At 57.3% G+C, this 20,499-nt stretch carries 10 protein-coding genes; 4 read left to right on the top strand and 6 right to left on the bottom strand.

Translation table 11 applies throughout. From position 1 onward, the window contains the following. Nucleotides 1–6: 6 nt before the first annotated feature. The 3 genes from PW789_RS07010 to PW789_RS07000 form a co-directional block, all read right to left on the bottom strand. Complete coding sequence (locus tag PW789_RS07010) at nucleotides 7–1,476, bottom strand: serine hydrolase (RefSeq protein WP_299373439.1); 1,470 nt, start codon at nucleotides 1,474–1,476, stop codon at nucleotides 7–9. Nucleotides 1,477–1,655: 179 nt separating this feature from the next. Next, nucleotides 1,656–2,567 (bottom strand): ATP-binding protein, encoded by a 912-nt coding sequence (locus PW789_RS07005; RefSeq protein WP_367182495.1) that lies wholly within the window; start codon nucleotides 2,565–2,567, stop codon nucleotides 1,656–1,658. 482 nt (nucleotides 2,568–3,049) lie between these two features. Continuing rightward, entirely contained in the window at nucleotides 3,050–3,856 is an 807-nt protein-coding gene (locus PW789_RS07000) for a response regulator transcription factor (RefSeq protein ID WP_299373433.1), read from the bottom strand. A 214-nt stretch (nucleotides 3,857–4,070) separates the two neighbouring features. On the opposite strand from PW789_RS07000, the gene PW789_RS06995 reads away from it, so the two are divergent. From PW789_RS06995 to PW789_RS06980, 4 genes are all read left to right on the top strand, one after another. Further along, complete coding sequence (locus PW789_RS06995) at nucleotides 4,071–5,147, top strand: efflux RND transporter periplasmic adaptor subunit (RefSeq protein ID WP_299373430.1); 1,077 nt, start codon at nucleotides 4,071–4,073, stop codon at nucleotides 5,145–5,147. Further along, the gene (locus PW789_RS06990; protein ID WP_299373427.1) at nucleotides 5,144–8,596 is read left to right on the top strand and encodes an efflux RND transporter permease subunit; all 3,453 of its coding nucleotides are present in this window, start codon (nucleotides 5,144–5,146) and stop codon (nucleotides 8,594–8,596) included. Before PW789_RS06995 ends, PW789_RS06990 begins: the two co-directional genes overlap by 4 nt. After that, nucleotides 8,593–11,697 (top strand): efflux RND transporter permease subunit, encoded by a 3,105-nt coding sequence (locus PW789_RS06985; protein WP_299373424.1) that lies wholly within the window; start codon nucleotides 8,593–8,595, stop codon nucleotides 11,695–11,697. The genes PW789_RS06990 and PW789_RS06985 overlap by 4 nt, the downstream gene beginning before the upstream one ends. A gap of 110 nt (nucleotides 11,698–11,807) precedes the next feature. Beyond that, on the top strand, nucleotides 11,808–13,244 hold the full coding sequence (locus tag PW789_RS06980; RefSeq protein WP_299373421.1) for an efflux transporter outer membrane subunit: 1,437 nt from the start codon (nucleotides 11,808–11,810) through the stop codon (nucleotides 13,242–13,244). Nucleotides 13,245–13,351: 107 nt separating this feature from the next. Here PW789_RS06980 and PW789_RS06975 read toward each other — a convergent pair whose 3' ends face one another. From PW789_RS06975 to PW789_RS06965, 3 genes are all read right to left on the bottom strand, one after another. After that, on the bottom strand, nucleotides 13,352–15,376 hold the full coding sequence (locus tag PW789_RS06975; protein ID WP_299373559.1) for a glutaminase family protein: 2,025 nt from the start codon (nucleotides 15,374–15,376) through the stop codon (nucleotides 13,352–13,354). 79 nt (nucleotides 15,377–15,455) lie between these two features. Beyond that, a complete protein-coding gene (locus PW789_RS06970) occupies nucleotides 15,456–17,015 on the bottom strand; it encodes a sulfatase-like hydrolase/transferase (protein ID WP_299373418.1) in 1,560 nt (519 codons plus the stop codon). Nucleotides 17,016–17,033: 18 nt separating this feature from the next. Further along, nucleotides 17,034–20,489, bottom strand: coding sequence for a carboxypeptidase regulatory-like domain-containing protein (locus PW789_RS06965; protein WP_299373415.1), 3,456 nt, complete (start codon nucleotides 20,487–20,489; stop codon nucleotides 17,034–17,036). Nucleotides 20,490–20,499: the final 10 nt, after the last annotated feature.

Here is a 20,499-nt window from a genome sequence, read left to right as displayed (position 1 = left end):
CCACGCCTACTCCTTGCGCGGCGCCTTTGTCTCATGTCCGTTCTGGTGCAGGATGAGCCCCGTCACTACGCCCTTGTCATCCTTCACAAACTCGAACTCCACATTCACGGCCTTCAGAAACACCTTCGAATCCGACTCAGGATACGCAGGCAGCTTCGGCTGTCTCCCCGCCTGCAGCATCAACTGATCGCCCTCCAGCATGAAAACAAAGTTGAACGTGGGAGACATCGCATACGTCCCCACAAACTTCTCCAGCACGGCCCGATCGACAGCAACCTGCTCCCGCACCACCGGCTTGAAGTCCGGCCATCCATACTCGACCGCGATCGCCTGCATGATCTGCCCCGCCAGCCGAGATCCACCCTGCGCATTCGTCATCACCACCGCGCCGTCGCCGTGCTTCTCATACCCCACAAACAGCGCCTCGAATCCCGCATTCACGCCGCCGTGCGTGAAGAAGCGATCCGTCTCCGCGCCGCCGATCTGCACGCCCAGCCCCCAGCTCCCCATGCCCGGCTTCATCATCTCCTCGGTCATCTGCTGCGTCAGCACATGATTCGCCTTGCCCTCAAGCGACCGCTGGTTCTCCATCACGTACAGCGCAAGATCGCTCGCCGTCGTCCACAGTCCCGCCGCAGCCATCTCGGGATACGTATGCGCTCCGCCCTGCACCGGCGTGCCATCGCCGTTATACGGCGTCGCCGCAGGTCCCATCCCCGCAGGCAGAGGCTGCTCATACGTGCTGTGCTTCATCCCTATAGGAGCAAGAACCGTATCGTGCAGCAGCTTCGGAAACGTCTCCTTCGTCGCATCGATATCCATCTGCTGCGTGATCGTGAATCCGCCGCCGGAGTAGTTCCACTTCGTTCCCGGCTCTGTCTCTATCCGTATCGCTGGCGTATTCGCCGGCTTCTCCCCGTTCAGCACCTGCACCAGAGTAGGCACCGCCTCGCCCTGCGCATATCCCGGAAAGCCGTGCACCGTCGTTCCACCCGTATGCGTCAGCAGCTCGCGAAGCGTCACCGGCTTGCCCTTCGCCGCATCGCTCGAAGGCAGCTTCCAGCTCACCAGCTCCTTGTTCACGTCTTCATCCAGCACCAGCTTGCCCTGCTGCACCAGCCGCAGCGTCGCCATCGCCGCAACCGGCTTGCTGATCGAACCCGCCTGGAACATCGTCTCCGGCGTCACCGCAGGACCACCCACCTTGGCGACGCCAAACCCGCGCACCCACTCCACCGCTCCATTACGAATCACTGCAATGCTCACGCCCGGAACATGCAACGCCTCCATCTGCTTCTCCAGCGGAACGCACGGGTCGTCCTTCGTCACCACCTGCTCGTGCAGGCAGCTCGTCACCTTGTCGATGTGCCGTTGCACCTCGGTGTGCTGTTGAATCTGCGACGAACGGCCCTGCGCCGCCGCAAGCTCCCCCGCCATAACCACAGAAACCGATGCTGCCAGCGCCCACCGATTCATCGCCACTCTCCGTGCAGAATTAGTTGGTCACGCCAGCTTACACAACACCCCATGCCCCCAGGCAAGACAAACGATCGCCATCCCACCCGTGAGTTGCCGAAAGACGCTTCTTGACGCTGCACGACTGCCTGATCATGGGTGCCGGTCGTATATGAGGAATTAGATCATTGCGGTTTGCCTTAGGTCTCCTTGAAAGCAAGGTCCAACTGACCGGTAAATGGAACCAGAATATCCACCATGAGTCCACCACCTTTCCGGTTGAAAGCGCGGATCGATCCACCGTGAAGCTCGACCGAACGCTCTGCAATCGAAAGTCCGACCCCGAAGCCGCCCGTCGAGTCTTGCCGGGCAGCATCGGTACGATAAAACGCCCGGAAGAGGTTTGGCAGGCTGGGTTCAGGAACTCCCGGACCGCGGTCTCGAATCTGGATTCGCACCCCTCCGAGATGCGTGGTGTTGTGCAGCTTATTCGTCACTCTCAAGCTGGTATCGTAGGAAACCTCGATCTCCACCGCTGTATTGGGCGCTGTGTGACGGATTGCATTCCGGACGACATTCTCTACGCCACGACGAAACAGTTCGGGGTTCCCGTTTATGAGCGGAATCTCGCTGGGTTTTTGATACAGAATCGTGCAACCGCGGGCGGCTGCCTCAAACTTCATATCCGGCAACAAGGTCTCCATCATGTCGTCAATCGAGAACTCCTCAAGCCGTGTGAGGTGTCCCGTGCTCTCCATCAGGGAGAGGGTCAGCATTTGACCAATCAACTCATTCACACGGTCCGCTTCTGCTTCCATGCGATCTAAAGAGGGGAGGATTTCGTCTTTGTCGTCTCTCGCGATCTCCAGGGCCATGCGAAGCCGCGCGAGAGGCGAGCGAAGTTCGTGGGAGACGTCGCGGATCAGAAGCTTTTGCGCATCGACCAACTCATTGACGCGGTCGGCCATGTAATTGAAGTCCAGCATCAGGGTCCGGACATCCGTTCCGCCAATCTCGCTCCATCGGTTGGGTGAAACCGGCAGGCGCACGGAAAGATCTCCGCCGGAAAACCTTCGAAAGGCCTGGGAGAGTGCTCGTACAGGCCGGGTCACGACATACGCAAAGAGAAAGGTAACGGCGATGGAGATGGGGAGTGCCGTGTTGGGAAGCGGTGGAAAGAAGGGAGGTCTGGTATAGGTGACTCGTTGAAGAACGAACCAGCGCTCTCCTCCGTCAAGCGTCACAGGCCTTACCTGGACCCATTGATTGTGGATCTTCTGGCCGACAGCCTTGTTCGAATCGAACGCCTCATCAACTAGCCGCTGCTCCTCAGAGAAAATAGTTTGTCCACAGAGCGACTTCCTCTCAGAGTTCAGGAGCACGAAATCATGCTGTAGAGATGCAAACGCCGCACACCCCTTTTCGTGATACTGGGACAGAGTCGTGGTTGCGATGGTCCTTGCGGCTGAAGCGAGGACGACGCGTACATTCTCAGGAGATCCAGGTTCTCGATTGGGGAAGAAAACCGTGGCTCCAATAAAGATTCCAATCGTCGCGATCCAGAACGATAAGAAAATCTGCAGAAAGAAGGTCCTCATTCGGAGTCTCCTTCCGAGCTATTGGATCTCTGGAGCAGGAAGATATACCCGCTGCTTCGTACCGTCTTGATCTCGCCGGTAAAGCCTCGAAGTCCATCCAGCTTCCGACGAAGGCGCAACATCAGCATGTCCAGACTGCGATCAAAGGCCCTGGGTTTTCTTCCCAGGGTCCGGTCGAAGAGCTCATTCCGATCAACCACCTCTTCGGCGTGCTGAAGCAGCACTAATAACAAAATGTACTCTCCATCCGTCAGGGCAATGGGACGGTCCTGAAATGCGATCTCCCGTTTGATGGTGTCGGCGGCAAAGTCTCCGACCACCAGCGAGCCGCCCTTTGGGGTTTCCCGCGGCGAAGACCGGCGCAGCACAGCCCTCATACGTGCCATCAGCTCGCGCGGGTTGAACGGCTTACCGAGATAATCGTCGGCGCCCATCTCCAGACCGATGATGCGGTCGATCTCTTCCCCGCGGGCGGTAAGCAGAAGAACCTTCACATCGCTATCGCGATGGACTCGGCGCATGACCTCAAAACCGTCGATATCGGGCAGCATCATATCGAGCACGATGAGATCGGTGGCCTGGCCGCGCAATGCGCGGATACCCCCTTCGCCGGTGTGCGCCACGGAGACACTCCATCCATTTCGCGATAGATAGCCGCGCAGCATCTCGCACAGCTTGACATCATCATCGATAAGCAGAACATGTTCCCGGTTCTGTGACATCAAGCACCTCAGCCCGCTTTTATGCAGGCGCACTCCAAGTTTGCCCCCTTGTTCCTTGAATTGGAACCACTTGTTACGCATCGTTACACGATGTGACATTCGAAAGCTTCGATCTATCGTCTCCTAGAAGAGCGATTCTTTTACGCAGGTGACCATGACCGATTCAGCCATTGCTCCTCCCCGGGAAACTGTACCTCCACGCCATAAACGGCATTGGCTCGCCTGGCTTCTTGTCCTCCTGGTATGTGGTGCCTTGCTGCTGCCTCTGCTTCACAAGTCAAAGTCCGCAGGCCCTATGGGGCCGGGCGGCCCTGGCGGCGCCTCTGGCACTTCCGTGACGACGGAGAAGATTCAGAGCGGAACGATGGACATCTACCTCGATGCCTTGGGGACGGTCACCCCTCTGCAGACGGTGAATGTTTATAGCCAGGTGAGTGGACGCGTGTTAGCGGTCAACTATCGGGAGGGGCAGATTATCCAGAAGGGCCAATCCCTCGTGGAGGTCGACCCGCGACCGCTACAGGCGCAACTCCAGCAGTCGGAGGGATCCCTGGCACGCGACCGTGCCGCCCTTGAGCAGGACCGGATCAATCTCAAACGTTACCAGGATGCGTACGCCGAGAAGGCAGTCTCAGAGCAGACCGTCTTTGACCAACAGGCGGCCGTCCGTCAGGCGGAAGGGACCGTGCAGAACGATGAAGGCTCCGTTCAGTACTACAAAGTTCAACTCAGCTACTGTCATATCGTCGCCCCGATCACGGGGCGCATCGGCCTGCGCCTGATCGACCCCGGCAATACGATCTTTTCCGGCAGTTCCAGCACGATCGCGACGATCACCCAGTTGAATCCGATCACCGCAGTATTTTCCATTGCGGAAGATCACATGCCACAAGTACAGAAGCAGATCATCGCCCAAAAGCAGAGCCTTCCTGTCGATCTTTACGATCGTTCCCAGGAGACGAAACTCGCGACGGGCCAACTCCTCACATTCGACAACCAGGTCGATACCTCGACCGGTACCGTTCGCCTCCGGGCCAAGTTCGATAACGCGAGTAATACGCTCTTTCCTAACCAGTTTGTGAATGCTCGACTGCAGGTCAATCGCCTGAAGAACGCGAAGCTGATCTCGACCGCAGCCATTCAGTACAACGGGCAGCAGGCCTTCGTCTATGTCGTCCAACCGGACAGCACCGTCAAGCTCACAAATATCGCCGTAACCAATTCCGAGCAAAGTAAATCTGCCATCGAAGGGTTGAACGTCGGTGATACGGTCATTACCAGCAACTTCGATCGGGTTCAGGACGGAGCCAAGGTCACTGTTGCCGGGACGGCACCGGCAACGCCAGCGACCAACGCGGGACCTGCTCGATGAATCTTTCCCGCCCCTTCATCATTCGTCCCGTCGCGACCATTCTCCTGATGGTCGCGATCCTTCTGGTCGGGGTTGTTGCCTACCTGCAACTGCCGATTTCGGCGTTGCCTGAGGTGAACTATCCAATCATTGAGGTGCAGACGCTCTATCCAGGCGCCAGTCCTGAGGTCATGTCCTCCACGGTGACAGGCCCCTTGGAGAAGCAGTTCGGGCAGATTCAGGGGCTCTCTCAAATGACGTCTACGTCTTCCGGCGGCGCGTCGATCATTGTGCTTCAGTTCTCCCTGAGCGAGGACATCGATGTTGCGGAGCAGGAAGTGCAGGCGGCTATTAACGCCGCGAACAGCTATCTGCCCAGCGATCTTCCGATTCCGCCGACCTACAGCAAGACAAATCCCGCGGATGCCCCGGTGCTTACTCTGGCGCTCACTTCAAAAAGCCTCTCTCTGTCGGAGGTGCAGGACCTGGCAGACACGAGACTGGCTCCCAAGATCTCGCAACTCAGCGGGGTAGGGCTTGTAACGATCCAGGGAGGGCAGAAGCCGGCGGTCCGGATCCAGGCCAACCCAACGGCGCTCGCCTCGTATGGACTGACGCTTGAAGATGTGCGGACCGTGATCTCCAATACCAGCCTGAACGGAGCCAAGGGCACGTTCAATGGGCCGCAACAGGCCTACACCATCGATGCTAACGACCAACTCACATCCGCCGGCCAATACCGCAACATCGTAGTTGCCTACAAGAACGGGTCTGCCATTCTGCTCAGCGATGTTGCCACGATTGCGAATGGAGTCGAGAACTCGAAACTCGCCGCGTGGATGAACGAGACACCGGCAATCATCGTCAACATCAAACGTCAATCGGATGCCAACACAATCAAGGTAGTCGATTCCATCAAAGCTCTGCTGCCACAACTGCAGACAGCCCTCCCGGCCTCGGTCGAAGTACATACGCTTACGGACCGCACGACGACGGTGCGAGCTTCCGTCGAGGACGTTGAGTTCGAGTTGATGCTCACCATTGGACTCGTTGTCGCCGTCATCTTTGCGTTCCTGCGGTCCTGGAGGGCGACCATTATTCCGGCGGTGGCTGTACCGCTGTCGCTGATCGGCACCTTCGCCGTGATGTATGCCCTTGACTACAGCCTGAATAACCTGACTCTCATGGCTTTGACGATCTCGACGGGATTCGTGGTCGATGATGCAATCGTCATGATCGAAAACATCAGCCGCTATCTCGAAGAGGGCATGGCCCCACTCGAAGCCGCTCTCAAGGGCGCCTCGGAGATCGGCTTCACCATCCTCTCTCTCACTGTCTCCCTGATCGCGGTCCTGATCCCTCTACTCTTTATGGGCGACATCACTGGCCGCCTCTTCCGCGAGTTCGCGGTCACGCTGGCAGTCACGATCATCATCTCGGCCGTGGTCTCGCTCACACTCACCCCCATGATGTCGTCGCGGCTCCTTCGCCATACGCCACCTGAGCAGGAGGGACGTTTTTACCGCTGGTCGGAGTCGATCTTCGATCGCATTATCCAGTTCTACGGACAGACGCTCACCTGGGTGCTTCGACACTCTGGAATCGCTCTGCTCGTCGCATTCCTGACCATTGCTGGCACGGTATTGCTCTACTACGTCATCCCGAAGGGGTTCTTTCCCACACAGGACACCGGCATCATCCAGGCCATCACGCAGGCACCCGAGGCGACCAGCTTCGCCGCGATGACGTCACGGCAGCAGGCAGCGGCGCGTATTGCGCTACAGGACCCTGCCGTCGCGTCTTTGTCTTCCTTCGTCGGAATCGATGGGACGAATGCAACCTTGAACAGCGGCCAGATGCAGATCAATCTGAAGCCTCTGGCAGATCGTTCCGGCGCAAGCGAAGTCATCCAGCGTCTTCGCGAAAAGATGAACAGAGTGACAGGCATGAAGACCTATCTGCAGCCAATCCAGGACCTCACCGTCGAAGACCGTGTAAGCCGTACCCAATATCAATACACCGTTGAAGACCCGGATTCCGCCGAGCTCGGGACATGGACAGCCAAGCTGGTGGCAAAGCTGCGGACACTCCCTCAATTGCAGGATGTTGTGACCGACCAAGCGCCCAAGGGGAATGCTTTGGCCCTCACGATCGACCGGCCTACCGCATCGCGATTGGGCATCACACCACAAGCGCTCGATGACACGCTCTACGATGCGTTCGGGCAGCGTCAGGTCACGACGCTCTACACGCAGACCAATCAGTATCACGTCATTCTCGAAGTGCAGCCACAGTTTCAAACCTCTCCCAACGCACTGGGCGATATCTATCTTCAGGGCTCGTCCTCGAGCACAAGCACAAGCGCCGCCAGCTCTGGCAGCAGCGGTACGTCCCAGCTTACAGCGACGTCCACGAGTGGAATCAGCGCCATAACCTCGAACAGTTCGGGCCTGACCACGACCTCCTCGTCTTCCCAGCTCAGCAGCACGTCGCAAAGCAACTCGTTGAGCAGTGGGACCGGTAATACGGTGCTTCAGACCGCATCGACATCAGCGGCGACGACAATCTCAGGAACCAACACCACTAGCACGAGCGCTTCGAGCGCCAGCACCGGTTCGTCCACGGGCAGCACATCTTCTTCTTCATCAGGCGGTGGCGGTAGCACGAGTACTTCATCCGGTAGTACGCGGAATCCCGTGCCACTCTCGGCCTTTACGAAGTTCGAGCACACATTGACGCCTCTCACAATTAATCACCAGGCACAGTTCCCCGTTGTGACCATCTCCTTCAACCTCGCACCTGGCGTCCATCTCAGCCAGGCGGTGGATGCTATTCATCAGGCGGAGGCAGACCTCCATTTGCCGATCAATGTGCAGCCGCTGTTTCAGGGCACGGCAGCCTCGTTCGAAAACTCGCTCACCAACGAGGGACTCCTGGTGCTCGCCGCTCTTGTTACGGTCTACATCGTTCTGGGCGTCCTCTATGAGAGCTTCATCCATCCGCTCACGATCCTCTCCACGCTGCCTTCTGCCGGTGTCGGCGCGCTGCTCGCGTTGATGATCTGCGGTCAGGACCTTGGCATTGTAGGAATCATCGGAATCGTCCTGCTGATCGGCATTGTGAAGAAGAACGGCATCATGATGGTGGACTTCGCCCTGCAGGCAGAGCGGGAAGAAGGAAAGAGTCCCGAGGAAGCCATCTACTCAGCGAGCCTGCTGCGTTTCAGGCCAATCCTGATGACCACGCTGGCTGCGCTTTTCGGTGGCCTTCCGCTCGCTCTCGGTCGAGGGATTGGAGCGGAATTACGCCGTCCGCTCGGCATCGCGATGGTGGGTGGTCTTCTGGTCAGCCAGGTGCTCACGCTCTATACCACGCCCGTGATCTACCTCTGGTTTGATCGCATCAGCGAAAAACTGCGCAGCAGGAAGACAGCGAAACAGCTTGACCTCCCGATGGAGGGCGGAGCATGAATCTTTCGGCACCAGCGATTCGACGCCCGATCGCCACCATTCTTCTCACCGCTGCCATAGCGATTGCAGGCGGTATCGCCTTCAACGTGCTACCCGTTTCGCCGTTGCCACAGATCGACTCGCCCACCATCTCCGTGAACGCGAGTCTACCGGGAGCCAGCCCTGAGGTGATGGCGGCCGCTGTCGCCACACCGCTGGAGCGGCAATTCGGCCATATCGCGGGCGTGACCGAGATGACGTCGCAAAGTTCCACCGGGTCAGCCAGCATCTCGCTCCAGTTTGACTTGAATCGAGACATCAATGCCGCAGCGCGTGAGGTCCAGGCCGCAATCAGCGCCGCACGCACCTACCTGCCGACGAATCTGCCTTCGAACCCCACCTACCGGAAGGTGAACTCAGCGGATGCGCCGATCGCCATTCTCGGGATCACGTCCGAATCCTCCGACAAAGGCAGCCTCTATGATTCGGCTTCGACCATTCTTGTCCAGAAGCTCTCGCAAATCCAGGGAGTCGGACAGGTCACCGTAGGTGGCTCCTCTCTCCCGGCAGTACGTGTCGAGATCAATCCACTGCAACTGGAACACTATGGACTTAAACTGCCGGATGTTGCGACGTTTCTGCAGAACCAGAACGCCCATTCCCCGACGGGAAGTATTGCTGACGCGCAGACCACGAGCTACATCACGGTTAACGATCAGATTTCGAAGGCCATCGATTACAGGCCGCTGATTGTCGGCACGAAGAACGGCTCTGCGGTGAGACTGGAAGATATTGCAGATGTTGTCAATTCGACCGAAAGCGTCCGTTCCGGCGGCTACGTGAATGGTCAGGACTCCGTCAGCATCATCGTATTCAAACAGCCCGGCGCGAATATTATTGAGACTGTCGACCGAATCAAAGGGGAGCTTCCGGCGATGCAGGCGGCCATCCCTGCAGGTCAGAAAATCACTCTGATCCTTGACCAGACGACAACGATTCGGGCCTCTTTGCATGATGTGGAGCGAACACTCGTCATCTCCATTGTGCTTGTCATCCTTGTCGTCTTTGTCTTTCTTCGCAACTGGCGCGCCACCATCATTCCCGGCGTCGCGGTCCCCGTCTCCCTGATCGGGACCTTTGCCGTGATGTATCTTCTCGGCTATTCGCTCGACAATCTTTCGCTGATGGCCCTCACCATCTCGACAGGCTTTGTGATCGACGATGCCATCGTGGTGATGGAGAACATTACACGCTATCTCGAAGAGGGGATGCAGCCGCTCCAGGCAGCATTCAAAGGAGCACAGGAGATCGGCTTCACCGTTCTCTCGATCACGATCTCCTTGATCGCGGTTTTTATTCCGATCCTGATGATGGGCGGGATCGTCGGCCGGCTCTTCCGCGAGTTTGCCGTCACCCTCGCAATCGCCATCCTCATCTCTATGGTGTTGTCGCTGACGACCACGCCCATGCTTTGCTCTCTGCTGTTGAAACCGGAAAAGAAGGAAGGACACGGGCGACTGTATCAATTTACGGAGAACATGTTCAACGCTCTCTTGCGGGGCTATGAGCGAAGTCTTCGCTGGGTCATTCGGGACCATGCTTATCTCGTACTGCTGCTCTTCTTCGTCACCATGGCACTGAATATTCTTTATCTCACCCGCATTTCAAAAGGGTTCTTCCCGCAACAGGACACGGGCGCCATCATGGGCGGCTTGCAGGGTTCGCAGGACGCCTCCTTCGCGAAGATGGACGCCGCGTTGAAACGAGCTGTCGCCATCGTTCGTGCCGACCCCGGGATTAAGAACGTGGTAGGTTTTACCGGCGGTCAGGGATCTTCGAACAGTGCCTTCATGTTCATAGCATTGAAGCCTCTGGAAGAGCGTCACGCCAGTGCCACGGACATCGTCAATCGTCTTCGCCCAAAGCTGATGTCGATCCGGGAAGCGCAGACCTTTCTCATGGCCGCGCAGGACCTGCGTGTGGGCGGGCGGCAGTCGAACTCGCAGTACCAGTACACGCTGCAGGCGGACACGACCGCAGACCTGAAGACATATGTTCCAAAGCTCGCACTGGAGATGAAGAAGTTGCCTGCTCTGACCGATGTCAATTCCGATCTTCTGTCCGGAGGCCTGCAGGCGTATCTGAGCTACGATCGGCTCACCGCAGCGAGGCTCGGCATCACACCTTCCGACATCGACAACGTCCTGAACTACTCGTTCTCGCAGGCGCAGACTTCGACGATTTATAAGACGCTGAATCAATATCACGTTGTCCTCGAGGCCCAGCCCCAATTCACGCTGGGCCCGGACACATTGAAAGACACCTACGTGCAGACCTCGAGCGGGTCGGTTCCGATCTCGGCGATCAGCAGCTATCAGGCCCGCACGGGACCGCTGTCCGTCAATCACAGCGGGCTGTATCCATCTTCCACCATCTCATTCAACCTGGCTCCAGGTATCTCTCTCAGCGAGGCTACCGCACAGGTAAATGCTCTCGAAGACCGTCTGCACATACCGAAAACCGTGCATGGCACCTTCACCGGTACGGCGCAGCAATACGAGGACTCACTTAAGTCTGAGCCGCTTCTGATCGCCACCGCCATCCTGGCCGTCTACATCGTCCTCGGAATCCTGTACGAGAGCTTCGTACATCCGATCACGATTCTGACCACATTGCCGTCTGCCTCACTCGGAGCTGTCATCACCCTCGTTCTGTTTGACTCCGACCTGAATGTCATCTCGATCATCGGAATCATTTTGTTGATCGGCATCGTGAAGAAGAACGCCATTATGATGATCGACTTCGCGTTGCAGATGGAGCGCGAACATGGGATGGGAACCGAAGACGCAATCTCCCAAGCCTGTATCCTGCGCTTTCGGCCCATCCTGATGACCACAGCCGCCGCCTTCTTCGGTGCGGTGCCGCTTGCGTTCGGTACCGGCATAGGTTCCGAGCTACGGCGGCCACTCGGCCTCACAATTCTTGGTGGGTTAGTGGTCAGCCAGGTTCTGACTCTCTACACCACACCGGTGGTCTATCTTGTGCTCGACCGGCTCCGGAAACGATTGAGCGGTGGGGCTGAGAGAACTCCATCCTTCGCACACCCGCAGGAGGCACCGTGAAGATCCAAAGTCTGCAACCGACACAATGGCAGCGGCAGTTTTCAGGAAGGGATGGACTCTGCGGACGATATTCTTCCTTATTTTGTGGCACAGTGCTGCTCCTCTTGGTCATGCCGATAACAGGCTGCCGAGTCGGACCCCGGTACGTGCGGCCTGCTCTGCCCACTGCGCCACCGGCCGCCTATAAAGAAAACACCGCTGGAAGCCGAGATTCTCAGGCAGGTGGATGGAGGCCCGCAAAGCCGAGCGATGCGATGATCCGGGGCAAATGGTGGGAGGTCTTCGGAGATCCGGAACTCAATGTGCTCGAAGAGCGTCTCAATATCAACAATCAAAATATCAAGCAGTACTTCGAAAACTATATGGCGGCACGCGCCGTGGTGCGCAACGCCAAGGCATCTCTGTATCCAAGTTTCTCGATCGCACCTTCGGTGAATGTCCAGGGAACGGGTGAATCCAGCACTGCCAGGCTTTCCACCAGCAGCTCCACTCAAAGTTATGAACTCCCACTGTCTGTCTCATGGGAACCGGACCTCTTCGGCTCGATCCGGAACACCATTCGAGAACAGGCCAACGCGGCTCAGGTGAGTGCTGCAAACCTGGCCAACGAGACTTTGAGCGAACAGGCAAGCCTGGCCGAGTATTATTTCGAGCTGCGTGGTCAGGACGCGCTGCAGGTGTTGTATGACGACACCATCAAGAACTATGGAGAGTCGCTGCGCCTTACCAGAGTTCTCTTCCGGACAGGAATCGACTCCGAGCAGGACGTGGTCCAGGCAGAGACCACTCTCCACACTGCCGAGGCCAATGCGACAGCCGTGGCCACAACCCGTGCCCAGTATGAGCATGCCATCGCGCTTCTGCTCGGCGAGGCGGCAGGCAACTTCTCACTCCAAGCGATGCCCCTGGACGTCAACGTCCCGTCTATTCCTACCGGTCTGCCCTCGCAACTGCTGGAACGCCGGCCGGATATCGCTGCATCGGAACGGACGATGGCTGAAGCGAATGCTCTGATCGGAGTCGGCAAAGCCGCATACTATCCAACCATCTCGCTCACTGGAAGCGGAGGAACACAGACCTCCGACATTGGTAAGTTGGCCACCCTGAGCGCCTACTTCTGGTCCGTAGGAGGTACGATCACGGAAACTGCATGGGACTTCGGGGCACGTCGCGCCACCGTGCAACAGTACGAAGCCCAGTATCGTGCTGATGTGGCGGCCTACCGCCAAACAGTACTGAACGCGTTCAAGGAGGTGGAGGATTATCTTGTATCCACCCGCCAACTCACCGAGCAGACACAGCGGCAGAAACAAGCAGTGGATTCCTCCGCTCGCTACGAAGCGCTGGCGAATACTCGATATAGGACGGGCGTTGATACGTACCTGAACGTCGTGACGGCGCAGACCAGCCTTCTCAGCAATCGTCAGACGCTTGTCTCCCTCCAGACAAGCCAGATGACGTCTGCCGTGCAGCTGATTGCGGCGCTTGGTGGTGGTTGGGACGCAGCAGAACTGCCCACGGAGAAACAGGTTGAGCGTAAACCGTGAATGACTTCGTGCTGCGGCCCTAACGTTGTCATGTTTCCGATGCGGCTGAAGCCATCGCCGATGGCTTCAGCAAAGCTTATGCAGATATTGAAGGTATCGCGCGGCTTTTATTTGGATCCGACCACCTCTGGGCGTTTCATCAGGGCTCGGATGAAGACGCCACCAACAACGGAACGCGCCTGAAAGCTTATCTGCTTTCCGTTCACCGCATCGTAATAATCCGTTGTGGGAACACGAGAAGAGGTGCTGTCCGACCACACCACTAATCGATGAATGAGATCCTGGAACTGCTCCGGCTTTGCCGACAGACTCGCAGTCCAGACCTCCCAGTCCAGCTTTGTAATCGTCTTACGATTGTCCAGTGGCAGACCGTACGGCTTAAGCTGCGTCATATAGAACCTCCACTCCGTCTCCATAACCTGCTTCGGAAAGAGATGGAGATCCAGGATGTCGTCCCACACAAGGTTGTATTTCTGACTCCACGTACCGGGCTGATCGAAGGCCAGCCTGTAGTGATCCCCGTCGAGAGCCATCTTCTCCCACTGCGCTGGCATCTTGCGAACGACGCCTTCGTAGTGATCTGCCAGCTTAGTCTCCCCTACGCCTCGTGCGATCTGTACGAAAGCTCCGAGCGCTTCGATCGCCTTGATAGACAGATTGGTATTATGTGCCAGGTGGCCCGCGAAATCGTCGGTGCTCAACTGATTTTCAGGATCCAATCCTTTCTCTTCAAGATACTTTGCCCACAGCGTGAGCTGCGGCATGTATTTCTTCGCAAAGCTCCAGTTCCCTTCGCGACGCTCCAGCGCGTCGATCATGAGGATCAGGTTGCCACTCTCTTCCACCGGCATCTGATTCTCTTCGTTCTCCTCCCCTCCTCCATACACCTGCCCGTTAGCGAGCGGATAGGTGCCGAGATCGTGCGGCGCGAATGGAAACCGCCAGCGCGGTAACGCCGCATAACGCATCAATGGTTCAAGCTGTGCTTCTAACAACTTGGGATTGAACAAGAGGAAGAATGGTGACGAAGGATACGTTACATCTACAGTATCGATACATCCATTACTGTCATTCTCCTTGGAAAAGAACATCGGCGTGCCATCGAGGTCGGCCACCAGCTTGTGCGCTGCGATGGTTTGACGAAACAGCAACGACGTCAAATAACTGTAGTCTGCGCCGCCGGCACGCTCCATCTCAGCCATCGTGTCCGCGTCGAATCGATCTCCGCGTTGCTTCAACTCTGGGTATTGTTCATCCGCCAGGGCAAGCATCTCCGACTCTTTCATGCCATTACGCTGCCAGTAGGCACGTAGTTTGCGCCCCAGATATTCGATCGAATAGCCGTCAGTGTATGCCAGCTCGACATGCCGCTCGACAGCGGTTCCTCCCACAGATCCCAAAGGCAACTTCGCCGCTAGATGCGCCGCATGCCCTCGGCGGCCAGCAGGTGCAGGCATTGCAACCTCATCCGTATCGGGCAACTCGCCCGACTTGACGAATGAGGGGACTCCATCGAGCGACAACGCGGTTGAAGCATTTGCCGCATCAGGTACAACAAGATGAAAATAGCCCCAGTCCTCGCGAACGCGATCACCCGATTGATGAAGCGTCTGCTGATCGCGGGAACCGACATTCAACAACGTAAGTCCTTTTGCATGCAGACGCGACCACGTCACCGGCTGCGCCGGTTGATCGACGGCGACAAGCGGGTCAACGTCGAGCATAAGATCGACTGCGTGTTGCCTGCCATCGGTGGACCGGGCGCTCCAGCTCAGATAGGTTACGGGCCGCGACATGACATCGAGGTCTTTAGGAAAGAGCGGCGTGAAGAACGTCACTCTCAGTTCCAGCCCTGCCATCTCGAACGCATACTTCGACTGCAGCGGCGTCAATTCCACCGAGCTCTGCTTCATCGCCTCGACCGGCTCCATGCCAAAGTAACCGCGCGGCATCGACCCCATCCAACGGTATGTCTTCCCATCAATGCGAATCAGGCCCAGCAACGGCTGTGCCGCCTCGCTCCAGTGCTTCACTGGAACGTCCGTCAGTCTGTCCCCCATCGACCACAGGCTGAAGAACGGATCGTTTGCCACCAGTGGCACTGCAGGCGCGCGATGCTCTTGTCCTGCCATCGAAAGACACAAAACGGCAGGCACAACGCCAGCCACCCATCTCATACGCATCGTTTGTTCATTCCCTTTCTCGACATCGTTACCAGGAGGTGTGCCGTTCCGGCAGCGGATCCGTCGTCTCAATCATGCGTCCCACCAGCAGGTGCATCATCCTTTCGCGGGCATCGCGAGCATGCGCATCGTCCCACAGGTTATTGAACTCACCGGGGTCCTTCTCCAGGTCATATAACTCGCCCGTTCGGGGCTTGTCGCAGTAGTTCAACTTCCATTTGTCTGTGCGCACACTTGTGAGCATCGGCGGAATCTCATAGGTTGCGTTCGCATCGAAGTACTCCATGTACACCGAGTCACGATGTTGTGTCGTCTGCCCTGTGAGCAGGGGCATCAGCGAGCGTCCCTGCATACCGGAAGGAACAGGAATCCCAGCCGCCTCGACAAGCGTTGGAGCTATATCCACCAACTCCACCAACGCATCGACCTTGAGCCCCTGCTTGAAGTGGCCCGGCCAACGAACGATAAGCGGAACCCGCGTAAGGCAGTCGTAGAAATACGGCCCCTTGAGATACATACCGTGATCGCCCAGCATCTCCCCGTGGTCACTCATAAAGATCACGATGGTGTTATCGGCCTGGCCGCTCTCCTCAAGGGCATGCATCATGCGGCCCATATCGGTATCGACCTGCTCGATCATCGCGTAATAGGCCGCGGTAATCTCCAGGTGCTCCTGCGGTGACGTCTTTTCAAAAGAGATCCCACCGCCGCCATACGCGCCGCGGTGGTCGGTCGTCTGGAAGACAGGTTTGTTCGCGAGTTCACCCTCGCGATACGCCGGTGTGGGCATATCCTTCGGGTTATAGCGATGCAGATACTCCTCCGTCGGATAAAACGGATGATGCGGCTGGAAGATGTTCACTGACATGAGCCACGGATTGAAATCTCTCTGCTGACGCATGAAATCGATCGCCGAGTCTGCACACCACGCTGTCTGCGTATACTTCGGATCAATCGGCATGCCCCACACATGTCCCGGAGGCGCCTTCGGTATCTTCACGCCCTCTTTTGCCAGCCAGTTATACCACTCATTCTTTAGTGGCCACTGGTCGCTGATATCGTGGCTCCACTTGAAGACCTCATATCCATCGTCGATGCGATCTTCAACACGCCCGCCGAGACAAGGCGAAAGATGCAGTTTTCCGACGAGACCGCAGGTGTACTGATTGTCGGCAAGGATACGCGTCACTAATCGTTCTGTCGGGCGAATGCGCTGCCCGTTTGCGCGAAGACCCGTCACGTGGGGATAACGACCGCTGAGAAAGCTGCCGCGCGATGGCGAACAGATGGGCGTCTGACAGAACGTGTTCGTGAACGTCACTGACTCAGACATGAACTTCTGAAGATTCGGCGTTTTGATAAGCGAATTGCTGAGCCCCGCCAGCGTGTCGAATCGCTGCTGGTCCGTGCAGACCCACAGAACATTCGGCATGCGTTCGCCATTGGTCTTGCGAGGAGGTGAAGGATAACTCTCGTGCGGAACCCGCTTCTGTGCTGCCTGCGCGCTCACCTCCTGCGCCATAGCACTCCCCGCGGAGATTGCTCCCGCGGAGAGCAAAGCATTCTTGATGACATCTCGGCGATTCATACTCATCCCAATACTCCCCTAGAACGATAGCTTAAGCGCAACCTGCATCTGTCGCTGCGGCGGCGATGGCAATACGCTGTTGATCACGCCGAACGTAGCGCTCTGCCGGCCCATGTCAGGCATGGCAAAGTGAGGCGTGTTGGTGACATTGAACATCTCAAGGCGCAGTTCGGCCTGCAGTTTCTCGAACGTTGTATCTTTTTGGATCGAGGCATCCAGGTTTTGAACCCCAGGGCCGCGGACCCCGGCATAGGTGCGTCCCACGTTTCCAAACGTATAAGCCGGCGGAGTAATGAACGCCGATGTATTGAAATAAGCTAAGACGCGTTGCTGGTTCGAGCGATCGCCACTGATGCGCGGGTTCTGTCCTGCCACAAAATTCGGCCTCGTGCCCGCCCCGGTACCGGCTGCGCTCAGCGTGAGAGGAAATCCGCTCTGCTCCGTGAAGATGCCCGTCAGCTTCCAGCCGCCGATGAACTTGTTCGTGAGCGCTCCAGCATTGCGAAAGATGTATTTCCCGTTGCCGAACGGAAGCTCATACACCGTATTCACAATCAGGTTATGAGGCTGGTCCAGCTCGGAGACCGAACGCTCTGCCCGCAGGTCGTAATAGTTCTGTACGCCGGTGTTGTCGGTCGTACCGATTGGAGCATTCTGCGCGTTCACATTGGAGATCAGCTTGCTCCATGTGTACGACGCCAGCAAACTGACTCCGCCCGACATTCGCTTCACGAGCTTCGTCTGCAGCGAATGATACGTCGACGATCCGTATGGATTGTTCACCTCCTGCACACTCAGAAACTGCGGATAGGGCAGCAGCAGCTGACGGCGCGCCACCGTCGCATTCGACAAAGTGCCGATACCGACAAACGGCTGGAACGGATTCGCAACCTGCGTGGTGAGCCCCGTTCCCAGCGAGAGATACTTGGGATCCAGCGCGTTGCGTTCAAACGTGCTCGTGAGATGGACTCCTCGCGAAGCGGAGTAGCCAAGATCGAAGAGTACGGAATGCGGGAACTGACGCTGAACGTCGAAGTTCCACTGCATCGAATACGGCGTCGACGGGTTGTGATTCCACACGGTAAGCGTTTGCCCCAACTGCGTGCCTGCCCCAAGCGAAGCACCCGTCGGCTGCACAAGCCCCTGGGGGAAAGGATTACGAAGCAGATTCTGCGGTGTAAAGCCGCCATCGAGCGAGGTGTTCCACGCGGTAGACGATGCATAACCCAGGCTGGGCGAGAAACCCACCGCGTTGTTCGCAACCTCAAGCGGAGCGTAGGAGAGCCCGAATCCACCGCGAATCGACGTCGAAGCATCGGGGCTGAACGCGAAGCCCGCGCGGGGAGCAACGTTGTTGTGCTGCCGTGTGTAGACCGTACGAGGGGAATTCCCCGCAGCAGCGAAGACCAGGCCGCCCGTCAGATTGGGGAAGCTTGAATTAGCCGCCGGGCTCGCGATCGTCGGGTCGAAGTAGTTGAGCTCGTTGTGGCGATCGGTAAAGCCCGTCTCTCCGTCGTAACGAAGACCGAGGTTCACCGTGAAGTTGTTGGTAAGACGAATGTCGTCCTGTACGTATACGGCGCCATAAAAGTTTTGCAACTCGACGCCGGATCCAACCGGGATAGTGCCCGAGTTGCCGAAGCCGAGCATGAAGCTTGCGAAGGCATTACCGCCCGTTGCGCTGCTTGCAACCGGGCCCTGGGTCTGCGCCGTTGCGAAGCTGTACGTGCCGGCGCTGTTGTTGACATTGAAGAAGTTGATGCGACGAAGACGGCCGTCTACGCCAACCGAGAGCGTCTGCCTCGAGAGGATCTTCGTAAGGTTGATCAGAACCGCATGCGTATCGTTGCCGTTGGAAAGGTAGCTCTGGTTCGCAAGCCCTGTGTAGCCAGTGATGTTTACCGCAGGAAACATCGGTATCGTAATCGCGCTGACCAGCGAAGGCGGAAATCCAAGAAGGCTGTTATCGAAGCCATAACTCCGCGTCTGCCGGGCCTGAAACCATCGGGCAAAGCCATAGTTGGCGTTCATCAGCAACGTAGGCGAAAACTGGTATAGGTTATTGAACGAGAACGATTGGTTGACGAACGTCGTCGTGCCGACCGCACCTGTACCTGACGACGCGACATTGTGAAAATAGTCGGGCTGCGTCAGGGGTGTGCGGCTATAGGCATAGCGGCCGCTCATGTGATACTTCTGCGTCACATTCTGATCGATGCGCAGGCTGTAAACATCCTGCGAGAGACGCACAGGCTCGTTGCTCAGAAAGTTGTTCGCAATGGCCAGTGGGCCTCCGGTGTTAGGCAGCGGATAGTAAGCCGCCATCTTCACCGCAACAGGATCGAGCAACGAGGGATCGATTTTGTTGCCTGCGAAAGCAGTACGCACCTTCGTGGCAGGATCCGTCGTGTATGGGTTATAGATGGTTGCGGCGATAGCACTGAAATCACCAGCACGCTGCGCTGCCGTCGGCACGGTGCCAATAAAGGTTGCACCCTTTGTGCGCCGCGTTCCCTGGTAGGAGAAGAAGAAGAAAGTACGATCTTTTCCGTCATAAAGACCAGGAATCGACAGCGGACCTCCGATCACGCCGCCAAACTGATTCATGCGGAACGGAGCGCGTGGATTACCGGCGCGTTTGTTGAACCAGTCGTTCGCATCGAAGTAGGAGTTCCGCAAGAATTCATAGGCCGATCCATGAAATTGATTCGTGCCTCCCTTTGTCGTCACGTTGATGGCACCGCCTGCATAGCGGCCATACTCCGCGGAGAGATTGTTCGATTCAACCTTGAACTCCTGCGTATCATCCACCGTCGGCAGGGTCGTGATCTGATCGAAAAACCCGGCCGAGCTCGGTACGCCATCAATCAGAATCTCGTTCGACTGCGCGCGGCCGCCGTTGATGGTGAAGTTTGTGTCCCACGTCGTGTTCACCGCGACGTCGCCGAACTGCCCATACGCTGACTGAGAGAACGTGACGCCCGGAGTCAGTGCAATCAGGCGAAACGTGCTCCGGCCGTTGAGAGGTAGATTCTGTACCGTCTGCCCGGAGATGACCTGTCCAAGCGATGAGGTCTGCGTCTCGAGTTGTGGCGGATCAGAGGTAATCGTAATGCTGTCTGTCGTGCTTCCGGTGGAGATGTGCAGATCGATCTTTGCCGCCTGAGCGACCTGCAGGACGACGCCCTTCTGCACCGTCTCTTTGAACCCCATCTTCGTGACCGCGATCTGATAGTTGTCTCCGGGCGGCAGCTGCGGAAAGACATATTCGCCGCGCTCATTCGTCGTTGCAGTGGTTTTCGTGCCATGCTCGACATCTGTGACGGTAATCGTGGCCTCGGGGATGACGGCGCCGGTGGTGTCTGTGATCGAACCCGTCAACGAAGCTGACTGCTGCTGAGCGGACGATGCAATGGAAAAACCAAGAAGCAGAACTGGGAGAATAAAGCGAATAAAGTGACGCTGCAGTTTCATGTCGAGCCTC

This window comes from Edaphobacter sp., assembly GCF_028283685.1.
Classification (GTDB): domain Bacteria; phylum Acidobacteriota; class Terriglobia; order Terriglobales; family Acidobacteriaceae; genus Edaphobacter.
Note: the sequence above shows the minus strand (reverse complement) of the source record. Positions and strands in the feature narration are given on the sequence as shown.

Excerpts from the sequence above, each read along its gene's own strand:
- PW789_RS07010 (WP_299373439.1), bottom strand. The coding sequence starts at position 1,476 with ATGAATCGGTGGGCGCTGGCAGCATCGGTTTCTGTGGTTATGGCGGGG.
- PW789_RS07000 (WP_299373433.1), bottom strand. The coding sequence starts at position 3,856 with ATGCGTAACAAGTGGTTCCAATTCAAGGAACAAGGGGGCAAACTTGGA.
- PW789_RS06995 (WP_299373430.1), top strand. The coding sequence starts at position 4,071 with ATGGGGCCGGGCGGCCCTGGCGGCGCCTCTGGCACTTCCGTGACGACG.
- PW789_RS06990 (WP_299373427.1), top strand. The coding sequence starts at position 5,144 with ATGAATCTTTCCCGCCCCTTCATCATTCGTCCCGTCGCGACCATTCTC.
- PW789_RS06985 (WP_299373424.1), top strand. The coding sequence starts at position 8,593 with ATGAATCTTTCGGCACCAGCGATTCGACGCCCGATCGCCACCATTCTT.
- PW789_RS06980 (WP_299373421.1), top strand. The coding sequence starts at position 11,808 with ATGCCGATAACAGGCTGCCGAGTCGGACCCCGGTACGTGCGGCCTGCT.
- PW789_RS06975 (WP_299373559.1), bottom strand. The coding sequence starts at position 15,376 with ATGGCAGGACAAGAGCATCGCGCGCCTGCAGTGCCACTGGTGGCAAAC.
- PW789_RS06970 (WP_299373418.1), bottom strand. The coding sequence starts at position 17,015 with ATGAATCGCCGAGATGTCATCAAGAATGCTTTGCTCTCCGCGGGAGCA.
- PW789_RS06965 (WP_299373415.1), bottom strand. The coding sequence starts at position 20,489 with ATGAAACTGCAGCGTCACTTTATTCGCTTTATTCTCCCAGTTCTGCTT.